Annotated in this window: 20 protein-coding genes; 11 read left to right on the top strand and 9 right to left on the bottom strand. The window is 56.2% G+C overall.

What is annotated here, in order from left to right; all coding sequences use genetic code 11:
• Positions 1 to 109: 109 nt before the first annotated feature.
• Entirely contained in the window at positions 110 to 1,912 is a 1,803-nt protein-coding gene (locus ACR0CZ_RS08695; RefSeq protein ID WP_170393622.1) for a class I poly(R)-hydroxyalkanoic acid synthase, read from the bottom strand.
• A 111-nt stretch (positions 1,913 to 2,023) separates the two neighbouring features.
• Between ACR0CZ_RS08695 and phaZ the strand changes: the two genes are divergently transcribed.
• Positions 2,024 to 3,295 (top strand): polyhydroxyalkanoate depolymerase, encoded by a 1,272-nt coding sequence (phaZ, locus tag ACR0CZ_RS08690; RefSeq protein WP_170393624.1) that lies wholly within the window; start codon positions 2,024 to 2,026, stop codon positions 3,293 to 3,295.
• The gene (locus ACR0CZ_RS08685) at positions 3,292 to 3,876 is read left to right on the top strand and encodes a DUF6151 family protein (RefSeq protein WP_170393626.1); all 585 of its coding nucleotides are present in this window, start codon (positions 3,292 to 3,294) and stop codon (positions 3,874 to 3,876) included. Before phaZ ends, ACR0CZ_RS08685 begins: the two co-directional genes overlap by 4 nt.
• Here the strand turns inward: ACR0CZ_RS08685 and ACR0CZ_RS08680 are convergent.
• The 4 genes from ACR0CZ_RS08680 to ACR0CZ_RS08665 all read right to left on the bottom strand — a co-directional run bounded on the left by ACR0CZ_RS08680 (position 3,873) and on the right by ACR0CZ_RS08665 (position 7,048).
• The gene (locus ACR0CZ_RS08680) at positions 3,873 to 4,583 is read right to left on the bottom strand and encodes an alpha/beta fold hydrolase (protein ID WP_170393627.1); all 711 of its coding nucleotides are present in this window, start codon (positions 4,581 to 4,583) and stop codon (positions 3,873 to 3,875) included. The genes ACR0CZ_RS08685 and ACR0CZ_RS08680 overlap by 4 nt on opposite strands.
• Positions 4,584 to 4,656: 73 nt before the next feature.
• Positions 4,657 to 5,271 (bottom strand): hypothetical protein, encoded by a 615-nt coding sequence (locus ACR0CZ_RS08675; protein ID WP_170393727.1) that lies wholly within the window; start codon positions 5,269 to 5,271, stop codon positions 4,657 to 4,659.
• A gap of 20 nt (positions 5,272 to 5,291) precedes the next feature.
• Positions 5,292 to 6,299, bottom strand: coding sequence for an alpha/beta fold hydrolase (locus tag ACR0CZ_RS08670; RefSeq protein ID WP_170465516.1), 1,008 nt, complete (start codon positions 6,297 to 6,299; stop codon positions 5,292 to 5,294).
• A complete protein-coding gene (locus ACR0CZ_RS08665; protein ID WP_170393631.1) occupies positions 6,299 to 7,048 on the bottom strand; it encodes an alpha/beta fold hydrolase in 750 nt (249 codons plus the stop codon). Before ACR0CZ_RS08665 ends, ACR0CZ_RS08670 begins: the two co-directional genes overlap by 1 nt.
• A gap of 216 nt (positions 7,049 to 7,264) precedes the next feature.
• On the opposite strand from ACR0CZ_RS08665, the gene thrS reads away from it, so the two are divergent.
• The 5 genes from thrS (at position 7,265) to ACR0CZ_RS08640 (ending at position 11,949) form a co-directional block, all read left to right on the top strand.
• Positions 7,265 to 9,223 carry a threonine--tRNA ligase gene (gene thrS / locus ACR0CZ_RS08660; RefSeq protein ID WP_170393633.1) on the top strand — a complete coding sequence of 653 codons (1,959 nt, stop codon included), beginning with the start codon at positions 7,265 to 7,267 and terminating at the stop codon, positions 9,221 to 9,223.
• Positions 9,224 to 9,444: 221 nt separating this feature from the next.
• A complete protein-coding gene (locus ACR0CZ_RS08655) occupies positions 9,445 to 9,747 on the top strand; it encodes a BufA1 family periplasmic bufferin-type metallophore (RefSeq protein ID WP_010439128.1) in 303 nt (100 codons plus the stop codon).
• A 71-nt stretch (positions 9,748 to 9,818) separates the two neighbouring features.
• Positions 9,819 to 10,676 (top strand): MNIO family bufferin maturase, encoded by an 858-nt coding sequence (gene bufB / locus ACR0CZ_RS08650; RefSeq protein ID WP_170393635.1) that lies wholly within the window; start codon positions 9,819 to 9,821, stop codon positions 10,674 to 10,676.
• Positions 10,673 to 11,434 carry an HvfC/BufC family peptide modification chaperone gene (locus ACR0CZ_RS08645; RefSeq protein ID WP_170393637.1) on the top strand — a complete coding sequence of 254 codons (762 nt, stop codon included), beginning with the start codon at positions 10,673 to 10,675 and terminating at the stop codon, positions 11,432 to 11,434. Before bufB ends, ACR0CZ_RS08645 begins: the two co-directional genes overlap by 4 nt.
• The gene (locus ACR0CZ_RS08640) at positions 11,431 to 11,949 is read left to right on the top strand and encodes a DoxX family membrane protein (RefSeq protein ID WP_170393639.1); all 519 of its coding nucleotides are present in this window, start codon (positions 11,431 to 11,433) and stop codon (positions 11,947 to 11,949) included. The genes ACR0CZ_RS08645 and ACR0CZ_RS08640 overlap by 4 nt, the downstream gene beginning before the upstream one ends.
• A 1-nt stretch (position 11,950) precedes the next feature.
• On the opposite strand, the gene ACR0CZ_RS08635 is transcribed toward ACR0CZ_RS08640, so the two are convergent.
• Positions 11,951 to 12,319 carry a hypothetical protein gene (locus ACR0CZ_RS08635; protein WP_170393641.1) on the bottom strand — a complete coding sequence of 123 codons (369 nt, stop codon included), beginning with the start codon at positions 12,317 to 12,319 and terminating at the stop codon, positions 11,951 to 11,953.
• 42 nt (positions 12,320 to 12,361) lie between these two features.
• Entirely contained in the window at positions 12,362 to 12,679 is a 318-nt protein-coding gene (locus ACR0CZ_RS08630; protein ID WP_170422413.1) for an arsenate reductase family protein, read from the bottom strand.
• A gap of 214 nt (positions 12,680 to 12,893) precedes the next feature.
• Between ACR0CZ_RS08630 and ACR0CZ_RS08625 the strand changes: the two genes are divergently transcribed.
• Positions 12,894 to 13,100, top strand: a complete 207-nt coding sequence (locus ACR0CZ_RS08625) for a cold-shock protein (protein WP_008758035.1) — start codon at positions 12,894 to 12,896, stop codon at positions 13,098 to 13,100.
• A 115-nt stretch (positions 13,101 to 13,215) separates the two neighbouring features.
• On the opposite strand, the gene thyX is transcribed toward ACR0CZ_RS08625, so the two are convergent.
• Positions 13,216 to 14,127, bottom strand: coding sequence for an FAD-dependent thymidylate synthase (gene thyX, locus ACR0CZ_RS08620; RefSeq protein WP_170393643.1), 912 nt, complete (start codon positions 14,125 to 14,127; stop codon positions 13,216 to 13,218).
• Positions 14,128 to 14,304: 177 nt separating this feature from the next.
• On the opposite strand from thyX, the gene ACR0CZ_RS08615 reads away from it, so the two are divergent.
• Genes ACR0CZ_RS08615 through ACR0CZ_RS08605 form a run of 3 tightly spaced genes read left to right on the top strand, consistent with a single transcriptional unit; the run spans position 14,305 to position 16,201 of the window.
• Positions 14,305 to 14,733, top strand: coding sequence for a VOC family protein (locus ACR0CZ_RS08615; protein ID WP_170393645.1), 429 nt, complete (start codon positions 14,305 to 14,307; stop codon positions 14,731 to 14,733).
• Entirely contained in the window at positions 14,730 to 15,434 is a 705-nt protein-coding gene (locus ACR0CZ_RS08610; protein WP_170393647.1) for a DUF1194 domain-containing protein, read from the top strand. The genes ACR0CZ_RS08615 and ACR0CZ_RS08610 overlap by 4 nt, the downstream gene beginning before the upstream one ends.
• A complete protein-coding gene (locus ACR0CZ_RS08605; protein ID WP_170393649.1) occupies positions 15,431 to 16,201 on the top strand; it encodes a DUF1194 domain-containing protein in 771 nt (256 codons plus the stop codon). The genes ACR0CZ_RS08610 and ACR0CZ_RS08605 overlap by 4 nt, the downstream gene beginning before the upstream one ends.
• Here ACR0CZ_RS08605 and ACR0CZ_RS08600 read toward each other — a convergent pair.
• Positions 16,148 to 16,645: a MarR family winged helix-turn-helix transcriptional regulator gene (locus ACR0CZ_RS08600; protein ID WP_170393651.1), complete on the bottom strand. Its 498-nt coding sequence runs from the start codon at positions 16,643 to 16,645 to the stop codon at positions 16,148 to 16,150. The genes ACR0CZ_RS08605 and ACR0CZ_RS08600 overlap by 54 nt on opposite strands.
• Positions 16,646 to 16,721: the final 76 nt, after the last annotated feature.

Here is a 16,721-nt window from a genome sequence, read left to right as displayed (position 1 = left end):
CCGGGCCCACCCCGGTTCTCATCAGCTTGAACGTAATATGATTGCTGCATTGCAGCATTGCAAGTTTTTTCTTGCTGCAATGCAGAAAAATTTGAGTTTCAAAATGATATCAGCGGTTTGCCTTGACCAAAACATAGGTACCCGGAGCCGGGCAAAGGCGTGGATGATCCGAATCGCCGGTATCGCGCGCGGGAACCTGCTTGCCTGATCGCTTCTTTAACCACGCTTCCCACATCGGCCACCACGAACCTTCGTGGAAGTCAGCTTCTTTCAGCCATGTATCAGCATCACACTTCAGCTCAGGATTGGTATAGTGACCATATTTTTTCTTACTGGGCGGGTTCACAATGCCCGCGATGTGACCGGACTCGGACACCACAAAGGTCTTCGACTTCGCGCCCATCTGCTGCACCCCGCGATAACAATCCTTCCACGCGGCAATATGGTCTGTCTCGCAGGTGATCGCCATCAAAGGCACATCGACATCCTTGATATGCAGCTTATGGCCAAGCAATTCGAACCCGTCGTTGACGAAATCGTTGCTCTGACACAAACCGCGCAGATACTGGATCGCCATCCGACCTGGCAGGTTGGCCCCGTCGCCGTTCCAGTACAACAGGTCAAACGCTGGCGGTGTTTCACCCATCATGTAGCTGCGGATCGCCGGCGTATAGATTAGATCTCTGGATCGCAGGAAAGACATCGTTCGTCCGATGATCCATGCCTTTAGAATACCATCCTTCGAGACCTGTTCTTCGATGCCATCTACAAAGTCATTTTGCAGGAACGGCGTGAACTCCCCCTGCTCACCAAAGTCTGTCAGGGTGGTGAAGAAAGTGGCAGATTTGATCGACTTGTCGCCGCGCTGCTTCATCAGCGAAAGCGTCAGGCTCAGCGTCGTACCGGCGATGCAGTAACCCACTGCGTTGACCTGCTTGACCTTGCAGATTTTCTTCGCCTCTTCGATGGCGGTCAGGAACCCTTCCTGAATATAGTCCTCCATCCCAATATCGGCGTGCGAGCTATCGGCATTCACCCAGCTGACCACAAACAGGGTATAGCCCTGCTCGGTCACCCATTTGATCAGGCTGTTCTGAGCCTTTAGGTCCAAGATATAGAACTTGTTGATCCATGGCGGGAACAGAACGATCGGCGTTTCGTGCACCGTCTCGGTCACCGGTTTATACTGGATCAGTTCCATCATTCGGTTGCGATAGACGACGTCGCCGGGTGTAGTTGCGATATTCCCGCCAATCTCAAAGGCACTTTCGTCAGCCAGCCTGACAACCATTTCGCCGTCATTGGCCTCAAGGTCCGACACGAGGTTCTCCAGCCCCTGTATCAGGGACTGCCCTTCGGTCTCGATCGCCTTTTCCAGCGCATCGGGGTTGGTGGCCAGAAAATTCGTTGGCGCCATCATATCTATGATCTGTTGCGAGAAGTACTGCAGACGCTGCTTATCCTTGGTTTCCAGATCGTCAACCGATGCAACGGCCTGCGCGATCGCTTCGGCATTGGTTTGGTACTGCTGGCGAATGAGGCGAAAGTAGGGGTTGGTTTCCCACATTGGATTGGCAAACCGTTTATCTTTGGCAGCGGCTGGGGGTACATCCCCGTCGCTTTGGGTCATCGCTTTCTGCGCTTCCGCAAAGTTGAGAACCGATTTTCCCCAATACTCAATTTGCTGCTCCAACAGCTTTGTGGGGTTTTGAAACGCTTCAGCCCAATACGCAGTTGCTGCTTTTGCAAAAAGCTCTTGATTCGGGCCATCCAGAGCGGGGGTGTGCGGCGTTTTTCCGGCCATGACCTCGACCAGGCGTTTGGACAGTTCTTCTACTTTGTCCATATTTTCTTTAAGTCGTTCAATATGTTCTTCGGTCAGTTTTGGCGTCTGGTCTTCGGTAGTTGTCATTTTAACAATTCCCCCCTAGTCTCGCTGCTGTGCAGAATAACGTCGTTGGCGTCGGGGGGCAAAGCGGCGAATGGTCCGAATTCTCAGGCTGATACTCAGGAGGCACATTCGATGCGCTACATGATGACCTATGACCTGATGGAAACCATGCGTAACACCAACCAATGGCTTGGTGCAACCGCAAGCGCGATGGCATCCTACCCCCTGTTCTCGATGACACCCAACCCGGCCTTCAACTGGATGGCTGCATGGGGCGAAGTAACCGAGCGCACATTCCAGCGTATGGTCGTCAAGCCTGATTGGGGCATCCGCACCTTTACCTGCGAAGACGGCAAGGACCATCTGGTCGATATCACAACCGTGCTTGAGCGTCCTTTCGGCGACCTGATCCATTTCCGCGTTAATGGACGCACAGAACAGCCACGCAAGGTGCTGCTGGTTGCGCCGATGTCGGGGCATTACGCGACCCTGCTCCGCTCGACCGTCAAAAGCCTGCTTGTCAATTGTGAGGTCTACATTACCGATTGGCATAACGCGCGCGACATTCCCGTGTCCGAAGGCAAGTTCGATGTCGAGGATTACACGCTCTACCTTGTCGATTTTATGAAAGAGCTCGGCCCCGAAACGCATGTTATTGCGGTTTGTCAGCCCGCACCGCTGACTCTGGCCGCAACCGCCTATCTGGCCGAGGTCGAGCCGAAGGCGCAGCCAAGTACCCTGACGCTGATCGGCGGTCCCGTCGACCCCGACGCAACTCCGACCGAAGTTACGGATTTTGGTCGCCGTGTAACGATGGGTCAGTTGGAAGAAACGATGATTCAGCGGGTTGGCTTTAAATACAAGGGCGTAGGCCGGATGGTGTATCCCGGCTTGCTACAACTGGCTTCGTTCATGTCAATGAATGCCGAACGTCACAGCAAGGCGTTCTCGGATCAGATTCAGCGCGTTATTCGTGACGAGGCATCCGACCACGATGCCCATAACCGGTTCTATGACGAATATCTGGCGGTGATGGACATGACTGCCGAGTTCTATCTTTCGACCGTTGAACGTGTCTTCAAAAACCGTGAGATCGCGCGCAACGAGTTCGTTGTAGCCGGCCACAAGGTAGATATCGGCAAGATCACTGATGTGGCTGTGAAATCGGTCGAAGGCACGAATGACGATATCTCAGCCCCCGGGCAATGCATTGCGGCGCTGGATTTATGCACGGGTCTGCCCGACAGCAAAAAGGCCAGCCATGTTGAACCCGGCGCGGGTCACTATGGCATTTTTGCGGGCCGCAGCTGGCGCGACAACATCCGTCCGCTAGTGATTGATTTCATGAATGAAAACAGCCGCAAACCCCGTCGACGAGCCGCCAATAGCAACAAAGTTGCATGAGCCGCGCAGCGGCAGGAGACCTTCCTTTCCGTTGCAATTGCGGCGCCCTTTCGGGGCGCATTACTGAACACGGCGTCGTATCCGGCACTCATGTCGTGTGTTTTTGCCATGACTGCCGCGCGGCTCAGCTGTATTTTGAACAGCCCGACCCTGCACCCGGCCCAGTCGAGGTGTTTCAGATGTCACCGGAAGACATCAAGATCGATGCAGGGGTCGAGCACTTGGCAGCCATGCAACTTAGCCCCAAGGGCATGTTGCGGTGGTGTGCCAGATGCTGCAACGCGCCGCTGGCCACGACGCCGACAACTCCAAAATTTCCGTTCGCGGGTTTTATCGTCAAACGTATTCCCCACCCCAGCAGTTTGGGTCCCATTACTACGCGTGGATTTGTGCCAAGGGCTGACGGCAAGCAGTCTCATGAGAAAATCCGCTATGCCGCTATGGGTCTGCTTAAACGCGTACTAAAATCGCGTCTGTCCGGGAGCTGGAAGAAAACGCCATTCTTTGACTCTGAAACCGGTCGGCCGGTGGTGCAACCAACTGTTCTGACCAAGAACCAGCGCGCGGTTTTCTACGACTAGGTCAGCCGCAGTGGTTTCCGGAGCCAATCCTGCAGCATCGCAATCACGGATTCGGGTGCTTCCAGTGTCGGATAGTGCCCGGCCTCATCAATCACGCGCAACTCTGCATCCGGAATGAGATCAGCCATGAAGGTATTCTTGCGGACCGGATTCTCCGCATCATGGGCACCGCAAATGATCAGCGTGGGCATCCTGATCCGGCGCAGCGTGCCTTGTTGGTCCGGACGGCGTTGCAGGGTTCTTATCTGACGCACAAACACATCCGAGCCCAATTCCTCGGCCATCTGCAACACTTCGTTCAAAATCGGGATGCGTTGCGGACCGGGAGACAACATGTCCGAGCCGATCAGCTTGCGCATCACTTCGTCCAACCTCCCCGCCTGCGCGCCAACAATCAGGTCTTCGCGACTCGCCGCGATATGAGGTGTGTCGGCCTGCGCATCCGTCGCCAGCAAGGCCAGTCGTGTCACCCTCTCAGGTGCTCGCCGCACGATCTCAAGCGCGACGCCACCACCCAGACCAAACCCGCACAAAGCAAACCGGTGCGGCAGTTGATCCAGCAAGCCCGGCGCGATTTCTTCGAACCGTTCACCGCCGGTGATCGGTGCGACCATAACTGCACGTTCACGCGACAGCGCGGTGATCTGCGCCTGAAACAACCGTGCATCGCACATCAATCCGGGTAGCAAAACCAACGGCTCGATCACCTCGGTGCCCTCCGCTCGTTGTTATTGTTTTGTTACAGGATGAGAGGTTTGCCAACGGCGGGCAAGCAAAACTTCACGGATAGCTGATCGCCCGAAACGGTGGGAAATCCGCATAGCGTTCCTGCCTTTGGCCCAGCGGTTCATCTGGCTCCGCCCCGGCCCGCAACAAGCAGCCGCGCGGGGCGATGTAGCTGTCGATCCGCCGTACAGGCTTGGGCCGCCAAACCAGATTGAACGCGCATAGTTTGGGAAAGAACCAAATCTCGGAATAATCCAGATGGTCATGCATCCACCACGCCAAATCGCGCCAATCGCGCCCCTGCGCATAACGGTCTGCAAACCACGGAATTACCACCGACGCCCCTGCTACACGTGCGTCAACTTCGCCCCAATCCCAAATGTGGCACTCCAACGGGTTGTCATTGCGGGCACAGTTCAACCTGTTCTCGTTCCCGAACCGGTTCAGTGATCGCGAGCGATAGCCCGAGCGCACCGCGATACGACCAAAGGTTTCTTCCAGCGGGTCCAGCAGGGTCTCGCAAAACGCGCGCCCGGTCTCGATCGCAAGATCAGGGTTGTCGGGAATATTTTGCAATGCGTGAAAGTTCCCGATCTCGGAATATAGAAAATCACGCATGAAAAAATGCCGGGATAGTCGCACGCGACCCAACGTCTCAAGGCTCCACATACTGCCCGGTCTACGCATATTCAGCCCCCGCTTTGCTTCGGAATCCCCTGCTCTGACAGCCATTCCAATATGCCCGCGACCGCCGCGTCGGTCTGACCCGGTGACATCAGACGCCCCGCGACCACGTGTGAGGTCGGATCATCCCCGGGCCCCATTGTCACCAATGAAACCATCGCCTGACCACCCCAGGTCTTGGCCGCCTCATGCATTTTATCCGGACGCACCACCTGATCATCATCAGAAAACCAGAACAGCGCCGGAACCCGCGCGCCCGAGAAGTCAAGCGCATTGACCGCATCTACAAGGGCAAACATCGGCACGACCGCCTCCCATGGATAAACAGTTGTCCAAAAGATGTTCTTCTCGGGATCAGTGCTTGAGACATCCCGGTCCTGTCCCATCAATGGCGGCAGCCAATGCCGGGCCCACGGCAAGGATGGCACCCAGGAACCAGCCGAGTTTACGCCAAAGTTCGGCGACACCAAGACCAATGCAGCCACATCAGTGCTCAGTTCCGTATCCATCGCAGCCGCGGCGGCCAATGTCGCCCCCGTCGAGGTTGCGATCACAATGACTTGCTCACCAACAGCCCGGGCGGCAGCCAACGCCTCGGCTGTATCCTGCATCCAGCCCGACGCTGTACCTTCGGCCATTGCGTCCCCATCGCGGCCATGCCCCTGAAGCCTTGTGTAGACAAGGTTGGCACCCAACGCGTCCGCAACGCGATCAGGTACTGGCCTGATCTCCTCGGACGTGGCGGAAAACCCATGAATGTAGAGCACCGCATAAGCTGTCCGCTGTTCGACAAAACCATCTTGCCAGACCACGCGCTTTTCAACACCTGGCACGATGTCATCATAGGCGGATTCGATGCTTTCAAAGTAAACCTGAACGCCTTCGCCAAATTTGCGCGGATCGAAACGCGGATGCAGGTCCACTGGCTCGCGCGGGCCAAAGGCGTAGATCAACACACCAACCAGCGTCAAACCCACCAGCACCCGCCCCAAAACCCAGCCGAGGCGACGCATCAGGTGCCTTCCAGGACTTCTCGCAGAGCCTGCTCAATCAGCCCGAGGCATCGCTCATCCGAGAACCTGTGATCCGCATCTTTGACCAGCAGCAGTTGCATGTCCGGACCAGTGGCATGATCCAGCAGGCGCACTGCCGTATCGGTCGAGACGGCCGTATCTGCTGTCCCCTGCAGGAGACGCACAGGGAAAGGCAGATCAAGCGAAGCGCGCAAAACCAACCGCTGCCGCCCATCCTCAATCATCCGCTTGGTGATGACGTAGGGCTCCATGTAGTCCGATGGCAGTTCTACATGTCCAACCGTCTCTAGTTCAGATTTTTGCTGGTCCGAAAACGACGCCCAATACCCATCCTCGGTAAAATCTGGGGCCGCCGCAATTGTCACCATACCTGCGATCCGCTCGGGCATGACACGCGCCAGCAACAGCGCTTGCCACCCGCCCATCGACGATCCCACAACAACCAGCGGACCATCAGTTAACCGAGAAACTGCGGCCAGCGTATCCTCGTGCCAGTCCCCGATACACCCGTCAGTAAAGGCGCCCGAGCTTTCACCGTGCCCCGAATAGTCAAACCGAAGGAACCCCTGCCCGCGCGCGCGGGCCCACGCTTCCAGATGCACCGCCTTGGTGCCCTCCATATCTGATTTCAAGCCACCTAGAAAAACGATGGTCGGCCCGCGCCCATCACTCTTGTGATACGCCAGACGTCGTCCCTGAGCGGTTTCCAGAAATTCTGCCTCTGCCATGCTACCCTCTTTGCTTGTCCGCCCATCATGCATGTCACGCACCTCTCTGCAATTGCCCGATCCTTCTTCATCTGGCTAAAAATACCTCGGGGAGTGCGAGGGGCTGGCCCCTCGCTCCTGCCCTTGACACCTGTGTCCCCACCTGCCACATGAGCCGAGCATACATAACCCGCAACCGGGCGTTCAGTGGGCGCCAAACCGACGAGGAGAGCCGATATGGCCCTGGACTCACAGTCAGTCTCCCTTACCTTTCCCGATGGCAATTCCCGATCCTATGAAGCAGGCGTTACGCCCGCACAGGTCGCCGCCGACATCTCGACCTCGCTGGCGAAGAAAGCCATTTCTGCCACGGTGAATGGACAGCATTGGGACCTGCAATGGCCCATCGAAGCCGACGCGCAAATCGCTATTCACACCATGAAGGACGAGGCGCAAGCCAATGAGCTGATCCGACACGATCTGGCGCATGTCATGGCCCGCGCCGTGCAAGAGATTTGGCCCGCAACCAAGGTCACCATTGGCCCCGTCATCGAAAACGGCTGGTATTATGACTTTGACCGTGAGGAACCGTTTACGCCCGAAGATCTCGGCCTCATCGAGAAAAAGATGAAAGAGATCATCAACAAGCGTGACCCGGTGACCACCGAGGTCTGGGATCGCGATCGCGCAATCGAGTTCTACAAGGCCAATAATGAGCCCTATAAAGTTGAACTGATCGAATCCATCCCGGGTGACGAACCGCTGCGCATGTATTGGCACGGTCACTGGCAGGATCTCTGCCGTGGCCCGCACTTGCAGCACACCGGTCAACTGCCAGGCGACGCGTTCAAGCTGATGTCAATCGCCGGGGCTTATTGGCGCGGCGACAGCGACCGCGCAATGCTACAGCGCATCTACGGCGTGGCCTTCACCGGCAAGGAAAAGCTTAAGGCTCATCTGCACATGTTGGAAGAAGCCGCCAAGCGCGACCACCGCAAGCTGGGTCGCGAGATGGATTTGTTCCACATGCAGGAAGAGGCCCCAGGGCAGATTTTCTGGCACCCTAATGGCTGGACCATCTACACTCTTCTGCAAGATTACATGCGTCGGCAACAGCGCAAAGGTGGCTATGTTGAGGTCAACACCCCTCAAGTCGTCGACCGCAAGCTGTGGGTAGCCTCGGGTCATTGGGACAAATACCAAGAGAACATGTTCATCGTCGAAGTGGACGAGGAACATGCACGGGAAAAGGCGGTCAACGCCCTGAAACCGATGAACTGCCCCTGCCACGTGCAGATTTTCAATCAGGGTCTCAAATCCTACCGCGACCTTCCTCTGCGCATGGCCGAGTTCGGATCGTGTAACCGGTACGAACCTTCCGGCGCGCTGCACGGCATCATGCGCGTACGCGGCTTTACCCAGGATGATGGCCATATCTTCTGCACCGAAGACCAGATCGAATCCGAAACCGCTGAGTTCATTCGGTTCCTGTCCGGGATCTACAAAGACCTCGGGTTTGAGAACTTCTCGGTCAAATTCTCGGACCGGCCGGAAAAACGCTCAGGATCGGACGAGGTCTGGGACAAGGCTGAAGCCGCCCTGCTCAGCGCAACTCGCGCGGCTGGGATAGAGCCGGAACTCAATCCGGGTGAAGGGGCATTCTACGGCCCGAAACTCGAGTTTGTTCTGACCGATGCGATCGGGCGGGATTGGCAATGCGGCACGCATCAGGTGGACTTTGTTCTGCCCGAGCGTTTGGACGCCACGTATATCGGCGCTGATGGTGGCAAACACCGCCCAGTTATGTTGCACCGCGCGACCTTGGGCTCGTTTGAACGTTTCATCGGCATTCTGATCGAAGAACACGCGGGCAAGCTGCCGTTCTGGCTGGCCCCGCGCCAGGTCGTTGTGGCCTCGATCACCTCCGAGGCCGATGAGTATGTGGCCGAAGTGGTCAGCACCCTTCGCGCAGCAGGCATCCGCGCCGAGGCGGATATTCGCAATGAGAAGATCAACTATAAAGTCCGCGAACATTCGGTCGGCAAAGTGCCGATCATTCTGGCCGTTGGTCACCGTGAAGTCGAAGATCGCACGGTCAGTGTCCGTCGCCTTGGCGAAAAACAGACGCGGGTCCAATCGCTTGAGGCTGTAACAAATGAGTTGAGCGTGGCTGCAACGCCCCCCGATCTGCTGTAACATTCGGCAGCAAACCGCTAGAAATCCGGCCCGGTATTTTGGGCCGGATTGAAACAAATATCATTTTTCAATTCAAAAACAATTTGTTAACGTTCAAGGGTGCATGACGACCTTTGACGGGGTTGTGAGACACGGGCTCGTGAATTCAACTGCTGCCCCTGAACCATTACCTTGTCGTTGTCACAAGCAGACATACGCAGTCATTAACAAGGATTACCAAGATGTCGAACACTGCAAAAACACTGGTTATCGCAAGCGCAGTTGCTGCAGCCGTTTCCGGCGCGGCCACAACCGCAACAGCCCAGGCCAAAGAAAAGTGCTATGGCGTTTCTCTGGCAGGTCAGAACGACTGTGCAGCCGGCCCCGGCACAACTTGCGCGGGCACTTCGACCGTCGACTATCAGGGCAACGCATGGACCCTGGTTGACGCAGGCACCTGCGCCGACATCGAGCTGCCTAAAACAGCAGACGGTGCAGATCGCAAAGGCTCGCTTGAGCCGCTGGAGCGTGACCTGCCTGCATAAGGCTTTTCCGAATGAACCAGAAAGGGCGGGCAGGATCGCCCGCCCTTTCCACGTGATCAGGGGATTTGCAAATGTTGGACAATGCGCTCAGATCGAACCGGCTGCCTGCCGCGCCGGGCGTTGGTTACAAGCCACAGCATTTCTCGCAGATTCTTGAGCAGGCCAAGCCTGTGGTGTGGTTGGAAATCCATGCCGAAAACTACATGGGCGACGGCGGCAGACCGCTGGCACAGCTTCGCCACCTGTCCGAACAATTCCCCATTTCAGTGCATGGTGTCGGGCTGTCGATCGGCGGCGAAACGCCACTTGACCCCGATCACCTGGACCGCCTGAAGCATCTTATCGGCTGGTTGAACCCGGCCAGCTTTTCGGAGCATTTGGCATGGTCAACCCATGACAGCCACTTCCTGAACGATCTACTTCCTCTGCCCTATACTGATGCGACTCTGGCCCGCGTTTGCGACCATATCGATCAGGTGCAAGAGGTGGTCGGGCGGCAAATGCTGTTAGAGAACCCCTCAAGTTATTTGGCCTTCGAGGAAAGCACATGGTCCGAACCTGATTTCTTGCGCGAAATCACCCGGCGCACCGGCTGCGGGCTGTTGCTGGACGTGAACAACGTCTTTGTTTCAGCCACCAATCTGGATTTCTCACCGCAGGGCTATATTGATGCCTACCCGCTGGACCAAGTCGGTGAGATTCACCTGGGCGGGCATGATGAGGACGAGGACGATCATGGGCATCCCTTGCTGATCGACAGCCACGGGCGCGAAGTGGTGGACCCGGTCTGGGCGCTGCTGGACTACGTACTAGACAAATCCGGCCCCAAACCCCTGTTGATTGAATGGGACACCGATGTACCGGACTGGCCGGTGTTACGGGCCGAAGCCGAGCGCGCGCAAAAAGCGCTGGATCGCGTGCCCGCATGAACGTGTCGCAAACGACATTCCACATGGCACTGCTAGATGCCAACAAGCCCATTCCCGACGGGTTGCTAGACGCCGAGGCGCAGCCCGCCGGTCGTCGCTTCAGCGTCTATCGCAACAACGTCGCCGTCTCGCTGACCGAGGCGTTGCATCAGGCCTTCCCGGTGATCACAAAACTGCTGGGACCCCAGAATATGGACGGGCTGGCTGGAATATTCTTGCGCCAGCACCCGCCGTCCTCACCCCTGATGATGTTTTATGGCGAGGAATTCCCAAAATTTCTGGAAGGAATGGAGCAGTTGTCGCATCTGGGCTACCTGCCAGATGTTGCCCGTCTGGAACTGGCGCTGCGTAGGGCTTACCACGCCGCTGATCGACAACCCATAGATGCCGAAGCGCTCAGCTTGCCACCGGAAGATTTGATGCAAGCCAAACTGACCCTCGCGCCGTCGGTGCAGGTGTTGCGTTCAAGCTGGCCCATACATGCGATCTGGCAATTTAACACCGAAGAAGGCGCGCCGAAACCCGAAGCGGGCGCTCAAGATACTTTGATCATGCGTCCCGAATACGACCCTGCCCCACACCCATTGCCACCCGGTGGTGCGGCATGGATCGCGCTGATTCAAGATGGCAAATCCATCGGTGAGGCATTTGAATCCACCATGGCCGAAACACCCGAATTTGATCTTGGAACCACTCTGGCACTGCTTTTGCAGGGCGGTGCAATAACTTCTGTGACTATCGAAAGGCTGGACACATGACTGCCCTGATCTCAACTTACAATAATGCGATGGAAAAAGCGGATCACGCGTCCGGTTGGCTGACACCAACCCTGGCTCGGGTGGTCTTTATCGCCGTGTTGTTCGTCTACTACTGGAACTCGGCCACGCTGAAAATCGACGGCTCAATCTTTTCGCCATCGGCCGGAGCCTTCGGTCAGATCTTTCCCAAAGCTGCAGAGGCGGTGCTGTATGATGTGACTCAGATGACCTTTTTCCAGCGGGTCGTCATCTTCTTTGGCACAGTGGCCGAATTTGTCCTGCCTGTGCTTTTGCTGGTCGGCCTGCTGACGCGCCTTGCCGCGCTTGGCATGATCGGATTTGTCTGGGTTCAAACACTGACCGATGTCACCGGGCATGGTATCAAACTGGGCGGCTTGTTCGACAACGCAATTACGTTGATGGATCAGCGCGTGATGTGGACATTCCTGCTGCTGGTGATTGTGATCAACGGCGCGGGTCCGCTGTCTCTGGATCGGTTATTACGCCTGAAGTGACCTAGAAATGTGCCTTGGGCTCGTCCGGTTTTCCTGCGGCGAGCCCGAGCAACCCTGCTACGCCTGCAAAGGCAATCGGGAACATGGTGAAAACACCAAAGCCAAAGGCGTAGTACATCCCAGCGGCAGAAATCAGCAGCAAAATGCCTGCAATCAGAGCCCGCGAATGGGCCATCGCCCCGCCAACGATTGCCAACAAAGGCGCCACGATCGAAGCCGTCTGGATCAACTCGGGGTTCTCTACCTGCTCGGCAATGCCTTCGATCTCACCAAACTGGTCGATCAGTTCCACAAAGCCGTAGCCAAAAAAGCCGACGATCATCCCGATCAGCCCGGCAATGACGCCCAAAATCATGGCAGCGTTTCGCATTCACAGGTCTCCGCTTGTTGCCCGTGTCACATAAGCAGTTCTTCAGGCAACACCAAGGGCCTGACGGGTTTCAGGCGTCCAGCCCAGATACATCTGACCATTGGATACTATCAATGGGCGTTTCATCAGGGTCGGATGATCAGCCAACAGCGCGAGCACCGGTCGATTGCGTGTGTCATCATCTAATCCCCGCCAGGTTGTTGATCGCGTATTGAGCAAGGCTTTGCCGAAAGTCTCGTACGCCTCGGACAGCACATTTTCGGGAACCCCTTGCGCCCGGACATCAACGAAAACCGCATCTGGAAGCAGTTTCAATGCCTTACGGCACGTATCGCAAGTTTTTAACCCATATAGCTGCATTATCTAACTAATCCTGTAATCGCTGCAAATTTAGACAAACCCATCAGGCTGCCCCAGTTATTCTTGATTTTTTACTTCACCGTGTAATGTTGAAAAAGGCGAAACACGCGACCCGGGCTGTATCGTGAGGGCGAACAGTGACGTGTGGCGGTTTTGCCAGCCAAGGCCCCCACCAATTTGTGGGACAACTTGTAAGTAGAAGGAGACACGGGAAATGCCAACCGGCACCGTGAAATGGTTTAATACAACCAAAGGCTATGGTTTTATTGCGCCCGACGAAGGGGGCAAAGATGTGTTTGTTCATATCTCGGCCGTAGAACGATCCGGTCTGACCGGACTCGCTGACAATCAGAAAGTCTCGTACGAGTTGCAGGACGGACGTGACGGCCGCCAAATGGCTGCTGATTTGAAGCCGCTGTAAGGCACAGCCCGCCCCGGCGGGAAAGATAAAAGAAGGTTGACGGCCAATTTCAGGCCGTTAACCGCAAACCCTAGTGAACGCGCCCACCTTGGGACGTGCTCAGTTTTCTGTTGAATCAACCCTCTCGGATAACAGCCTCAAACTCACGCCATTCCCGTGCGGTCATGCCTGAGTTTTCCTGAGTGACATCTTCACCGCTGAGCATCCGACGCAAGCAGGTCACCATCTGCGCCGAGAGGTTGACTGCACCAAGGCGGTAGTCCTCAAACGCGCGGTAGGCAAACGGTACCCAGTCGGCGACAATCTTGCACATGGTATCTGCGTAAACGCGGATTTCGTACTGCGCGTGCGGGTCGGCACGCAGACGCAAGAAGTGGAACAAGTTGTGCAAGTCCACCTTCCAATACCATTGCGTATAAATGTTGGCTGGAAGGTTCATCCTCGCCAGTTCACGCGCAAGCCCTTGCTGGCCGTCCTGACCGATCATCGCCTCGTAGTTGTCATAGCAGCGCGCACTGTCCGCTTTCAGAATCTCCAACACACGCGCGGCCTCTTCGCCTTGCAATGTGTCTCCACGGCCCTGATTGTTAACCTCGGATTGCGCGGCGACATGTTCGGGTGCCGGGATATAGAACTCTCGATCCAGGATCGAATACCGCGCCGAATATTCGTTCACATTCGCCGTGCGGTGGCGGATCCACTGGCGGGCTACGAATACGGGCAGTTTGACGTGCAACTTGATCTCGCACATTTCAAACGGGGTCGAATGCCAGTGGCGCATCAGATAGCGGATCAGGCCTTCATCATTTTGCACCGACTTGGTGCCTTTGCCGTAGGAAACACGCGCGGCCTGACAGATCGCAGCATCGTCGCCCATATAGTCGATAACGCGGACAAACCCGTGATCCAGAACCTGATGCGCCGTGTACAGATGATCTTCCATACCTTCGGCAACGACGCGGCGGGTCGGGCTCGACTGTGCGCGCTGAGCTTCGATCTCGGCCAGTTGGTCGGCAGACAGAGGCATGAAATTATCCTTTCCAGCAATGAGTCGCCGACCACTATATATCGGCAAGCTTGCCATCGGAACCGCGATATGTGCGGCGCATTGCGCTAAATCGGAATTGTGTCCGGCCAGCCCCTCGACATGGGATGAAGGCGCGCTAAGGTGCTTGGCATCACAACAAATGCAAGGAAAGTCGCGATGGGGCTGACATATCTCCACACCATGGTCCGCGTGAAGGATCTTGAGAAATCCATAGCGTTTTATGAACTATTGGGCCTGAAGGAAACGCGTCGTTATGAAAGCGAGGCTGCGCGGTTCACACTGGTATTCCTCGCCCCACCGGGACAAGAGGACGCGCCCATTGAACTTACATACAACTGGGATGGCGACGACGCACTGCCAAGCGACAGCCGCCATTTCGGGCACCTCGCCTATGGCGTCGACAACATTTACGAGACCTGCCAGCATCTTCAGGACAATGGCGTCGTGATCAACCGCCCGCCACGCGACGGGCGTATGGCGTTCGTTCGCTCGCCCGACAATGTCTCGATCGAGTTGCTGCAAAATGGTGAAGCGTTAGCCCCGGCAGAGCCTTGGTCTAGCATGGAAAGCACCGGCCACTGGTGATCCGCTGGCTGGGAGCACTGGGGCTGGCTGTCACGGGCAGCCCCCTTTGGGCCGAGACCTGCCGCCTGGCGCTGGCGCTGGCCATGGACATCTCGACCTCGGTGGACGCGACTGAGGATGCGCTGCAACGACAGGGGCTGGCCAACGCATTGATTGCGCCCGAGGTGCAGGAGGCTTTCTTCCTTTCACCTCAACCGGTTGCATTAGCCGTCTATGAATGGTCCGGCAGTTTCAACCAGACATTGCTTTTGGATTGGACAATAATCGATACGCAGGCCAATTTGATCTCCGCCGCGCATCGGATCGGGACATCGAAGCGATCGGAAGACGAGTTCCCGACTGCGATGGGTCACGCACTGGCTTTTGGGGCGACCCTGATGGAGAGCGCCCCGAATTGTCTGTTCCAGACCATCGATATCTCGGGCGATGGCAAGAACAACGATGGCTACGGGCCACAGATCGCCTACAAGCACTTTCCATTCGAAAACACGACCGTGAATGGTCTGGTGATCAATGCAGCTGATTTCGAAGGAGAAATCGACTTGATCCCGTTCTTTCAGAAAAATGTACTACACGGACCCGGTGCTTTTCTTGAGATCGCCGCCGGGTTCGAAGATTTTGAGCGTGCCATGCGTCGCAAACTGGAACGGGAATTGAAAGGATTGGAACTTAGTGCGTTGCAACCGGATAATGCGAAATGATCCGCCTGTGTGCGACACTTCTTTGCCTGCTGGCCAACCCGCTTTCAGCGCAATGTCGACAGGCTTTGGCGTTGGGAATGGATGTCTCTGGTTCGGTCGACAGTCGTGAGTACAGGTTGCAACTTAGTGGCCTTGCGGCGGCGTTGCGCCATCCCGAGGTGGTTCAACTGATCCTTTCAAACCCGTCTACCTTTATTCGGATCTCTATCTATGAATGGAGCGAACCTGGCCACCAACGCCTCTTGCTTGGTTGGACAGATGTTCGCTCGACTGCTGATCTGCGTCGAATTCAGCAACATTTAGAAAGCACAACACGCTCATCAGCGCCGCAGGGAACGGCGGTCGGGTCGGCCATGTTGTACGGTGCTGAGATGTTGGAGAGCCAAAGCGATTGCTGGCGGCGAACACTGGATCTGTCCGGTGATGGCAAACACAATCTCGGACATCACCCACGGGATATAAAAGCCGCTCTGCAAAACACTGATATTACAATCAATGCCCTTGTAATCGGTATCGACGACCCCAATCCAGGAGACACCCGCCAGGTAGAGATTGGGGAGCTATCTGCTTATTACCACGCGTGGGTCATCCGAGGCCCCGATGCTTTCGTCGAAGTCGCCCTTGGCTTCGAAGCCTATGAAGATGCGATGACACGTAAACTGATCCGTGAACTTGAGGGTCTGTCGCTCTCCCAAACTCAGCCATCAAAGCTATCAGTAGATATACCGAATCTGATCGGTCCAATATCGTTCGACCCGACGCAGTGAACCGGTGATCTCTTCAATCCCATCGGTCCCGATCACGCCGCGGTTTTGCAGCCCTTCTGCATGGCGGGCGAACAGGTCTGACACGATATCGCGAATCTCACGCCCACGCGGCGTCAGGCGTACCCGTACCGAGCGGCGGTCAATCTCGCATCGTTGATGGTGCATATAGCCCATCTCGACCAGTTTCTTAAGATTGTAGCTGACATTGCTGCCTTGATAGTAACCACGGCTCTTCAACTCTCCGGCGGTTACTTCATGGTCGCCTATGTTGAACAACAGCAGGGCCTGCACCGCGTTGATCTCAAGTACGCCGACACGCTCGAATTCATCCTTGATGACGTCCAGAAGCAAGCGATGCAGACGCTCGACCAGCGCCAACGCCTCAAGATAGCTCGTCATGAACCCCTTGGTCCCGGGCGCGGTGACCTGTAACTCCATACTCATTCAATCCTCCGATTCATCGCGCTGTTTCTGAAAACATGACGCGAATTCCCGAAAAATCGGTTAAGCCTGATGATTG

The sequence above is a fragment of the Ruegeria sp. H9 genome, assembly GCF_056532915.1.
Note: the sequence above shows the minus strand (reverse complement) of the source record. Positions and strands in the feature narration are given on the sequence as shown.

Coding starts and splice junctions, on each gene's coding strand:
- ACR0CZ_RS08695 (WP_170393622.1), bottom strand. CDS start 1,912: ATGACAACTACCGAAGACCAGACGCCAAAACTGACCGAAGAACATATT.
- phaZ (WP_170393624.1), top strand. CDS start 2,024: ATGCGCTACATGATGACCTATGACCTGATGGAAACCATGCGTAACACC.
- ACR0CZ_RS08685 (WP_170393626.1), top strand. CDS start 3,292: ATGAGCCGCGCAGCGGCAGGAGACCTTCCTTTCCGTTGCAATTGCGGC.
- ACR0CZ_RS08675 (WP_170393727.1), bottom strand. CDS start 5,271: ATGTGGAGCCTTGAGACGTTGGGTCGCGTGCGACTATCCCGGCATTTT.
- ACR0CZ_RS08670 (WP_170465516.1), bottom strand. CDS start 6,299: ATGCGTCGCCTCGGCTGGGTTTTGGGGCGGGTGCTGGTGGGTTTGACG.
- ACR0CZ_RS08665 (WP_170393631.1), bottom strand. CDS start 7,048: ATGGCAGAGGCAGAATTTCTGGAAACCGCTCAGGGACGACGTCTGGCG.
- thrS (WP_170393633.1), top strand. CDS start 7,265: ATGGCCCTGGACTCACAGTCAGTCTCCCTTACCTTTCCCGATGGCAAT.
- ACR0CZ_RS08655 (WP_010439128.1), top strand. CDS start 9,445: ATGTCGAACACTGCAAAAACACTGGTTATCGCAAGCGCAGTTGCTGCA.
- bufB (WP_170393635.1), top strand. CDS start 9,819: ATGTTGGACAATGCGCTCAGATCGAACCGGCTGCCTGCCGCGCCGGGC.
- ACR0CZ_RS08645 (WP_170393637.1), top strand. CDS start 10,673: ATGAACGTGTCGCAAACGACATTCCACATGGCACTGCTAGATGCCAAC.
- ACR0CZ_RS08640 (WP_170393639.1), top strand. CDS start 11,431: ATGACTGCCCTGATCTCAACTTACAATAATGCGATGGAAAAAGCGGAT.
- ACR0CZ_RS08635 (WP_170393641.1), bottom strand. CDS start 12,319: ATGCGAAACGCTGCCATGATTTTGGGCGTCATTGCCGGGCTGATCGGG.
- ACR0CZ_RS08630 (WP_170422413.1), bottom strand. CDS start 12,679: ATGCAGCTATATGGGTTAAAAACTTGCGATACGTGCCGTAAGGCATTG.
- ACR0CZ_RS08625 (WP_008758035.1), top strand. CDS start 12,894: ATGCCAACCGGCACCGTGAAATGGTTTAATACAACCAAAGGCTATGGT.
- thyX (WP_170393643.1), bottom strand. CDS start 14,127: ATGCCTCTGTCTGCCGACCAACTGGCCGAGATCGAAGCTCAGCGCGCA.
- ACR0CZ_RS08615 (WP_170393645.1), top strand. CDS start 14,305: ATGGGGCTGACATATCTCCACACCATGGTCCGCGTGAAGGATCTTGAG.
- ACR0CZ_RS08605 (WP_170393649.1), top strand. CDS start 15,431: ATGATCCGCCTGTGTGCGACACTTCTTTGCCTGCTGGCCAACCCGCTT.
- ACR0CZ_RS08600 (WP_170393651.1), bottom strand. CDS start 16,645: ATGAGTATGGAGTTACAGGTCACCGCGCCCGGGACCAAGGGGTTCATG.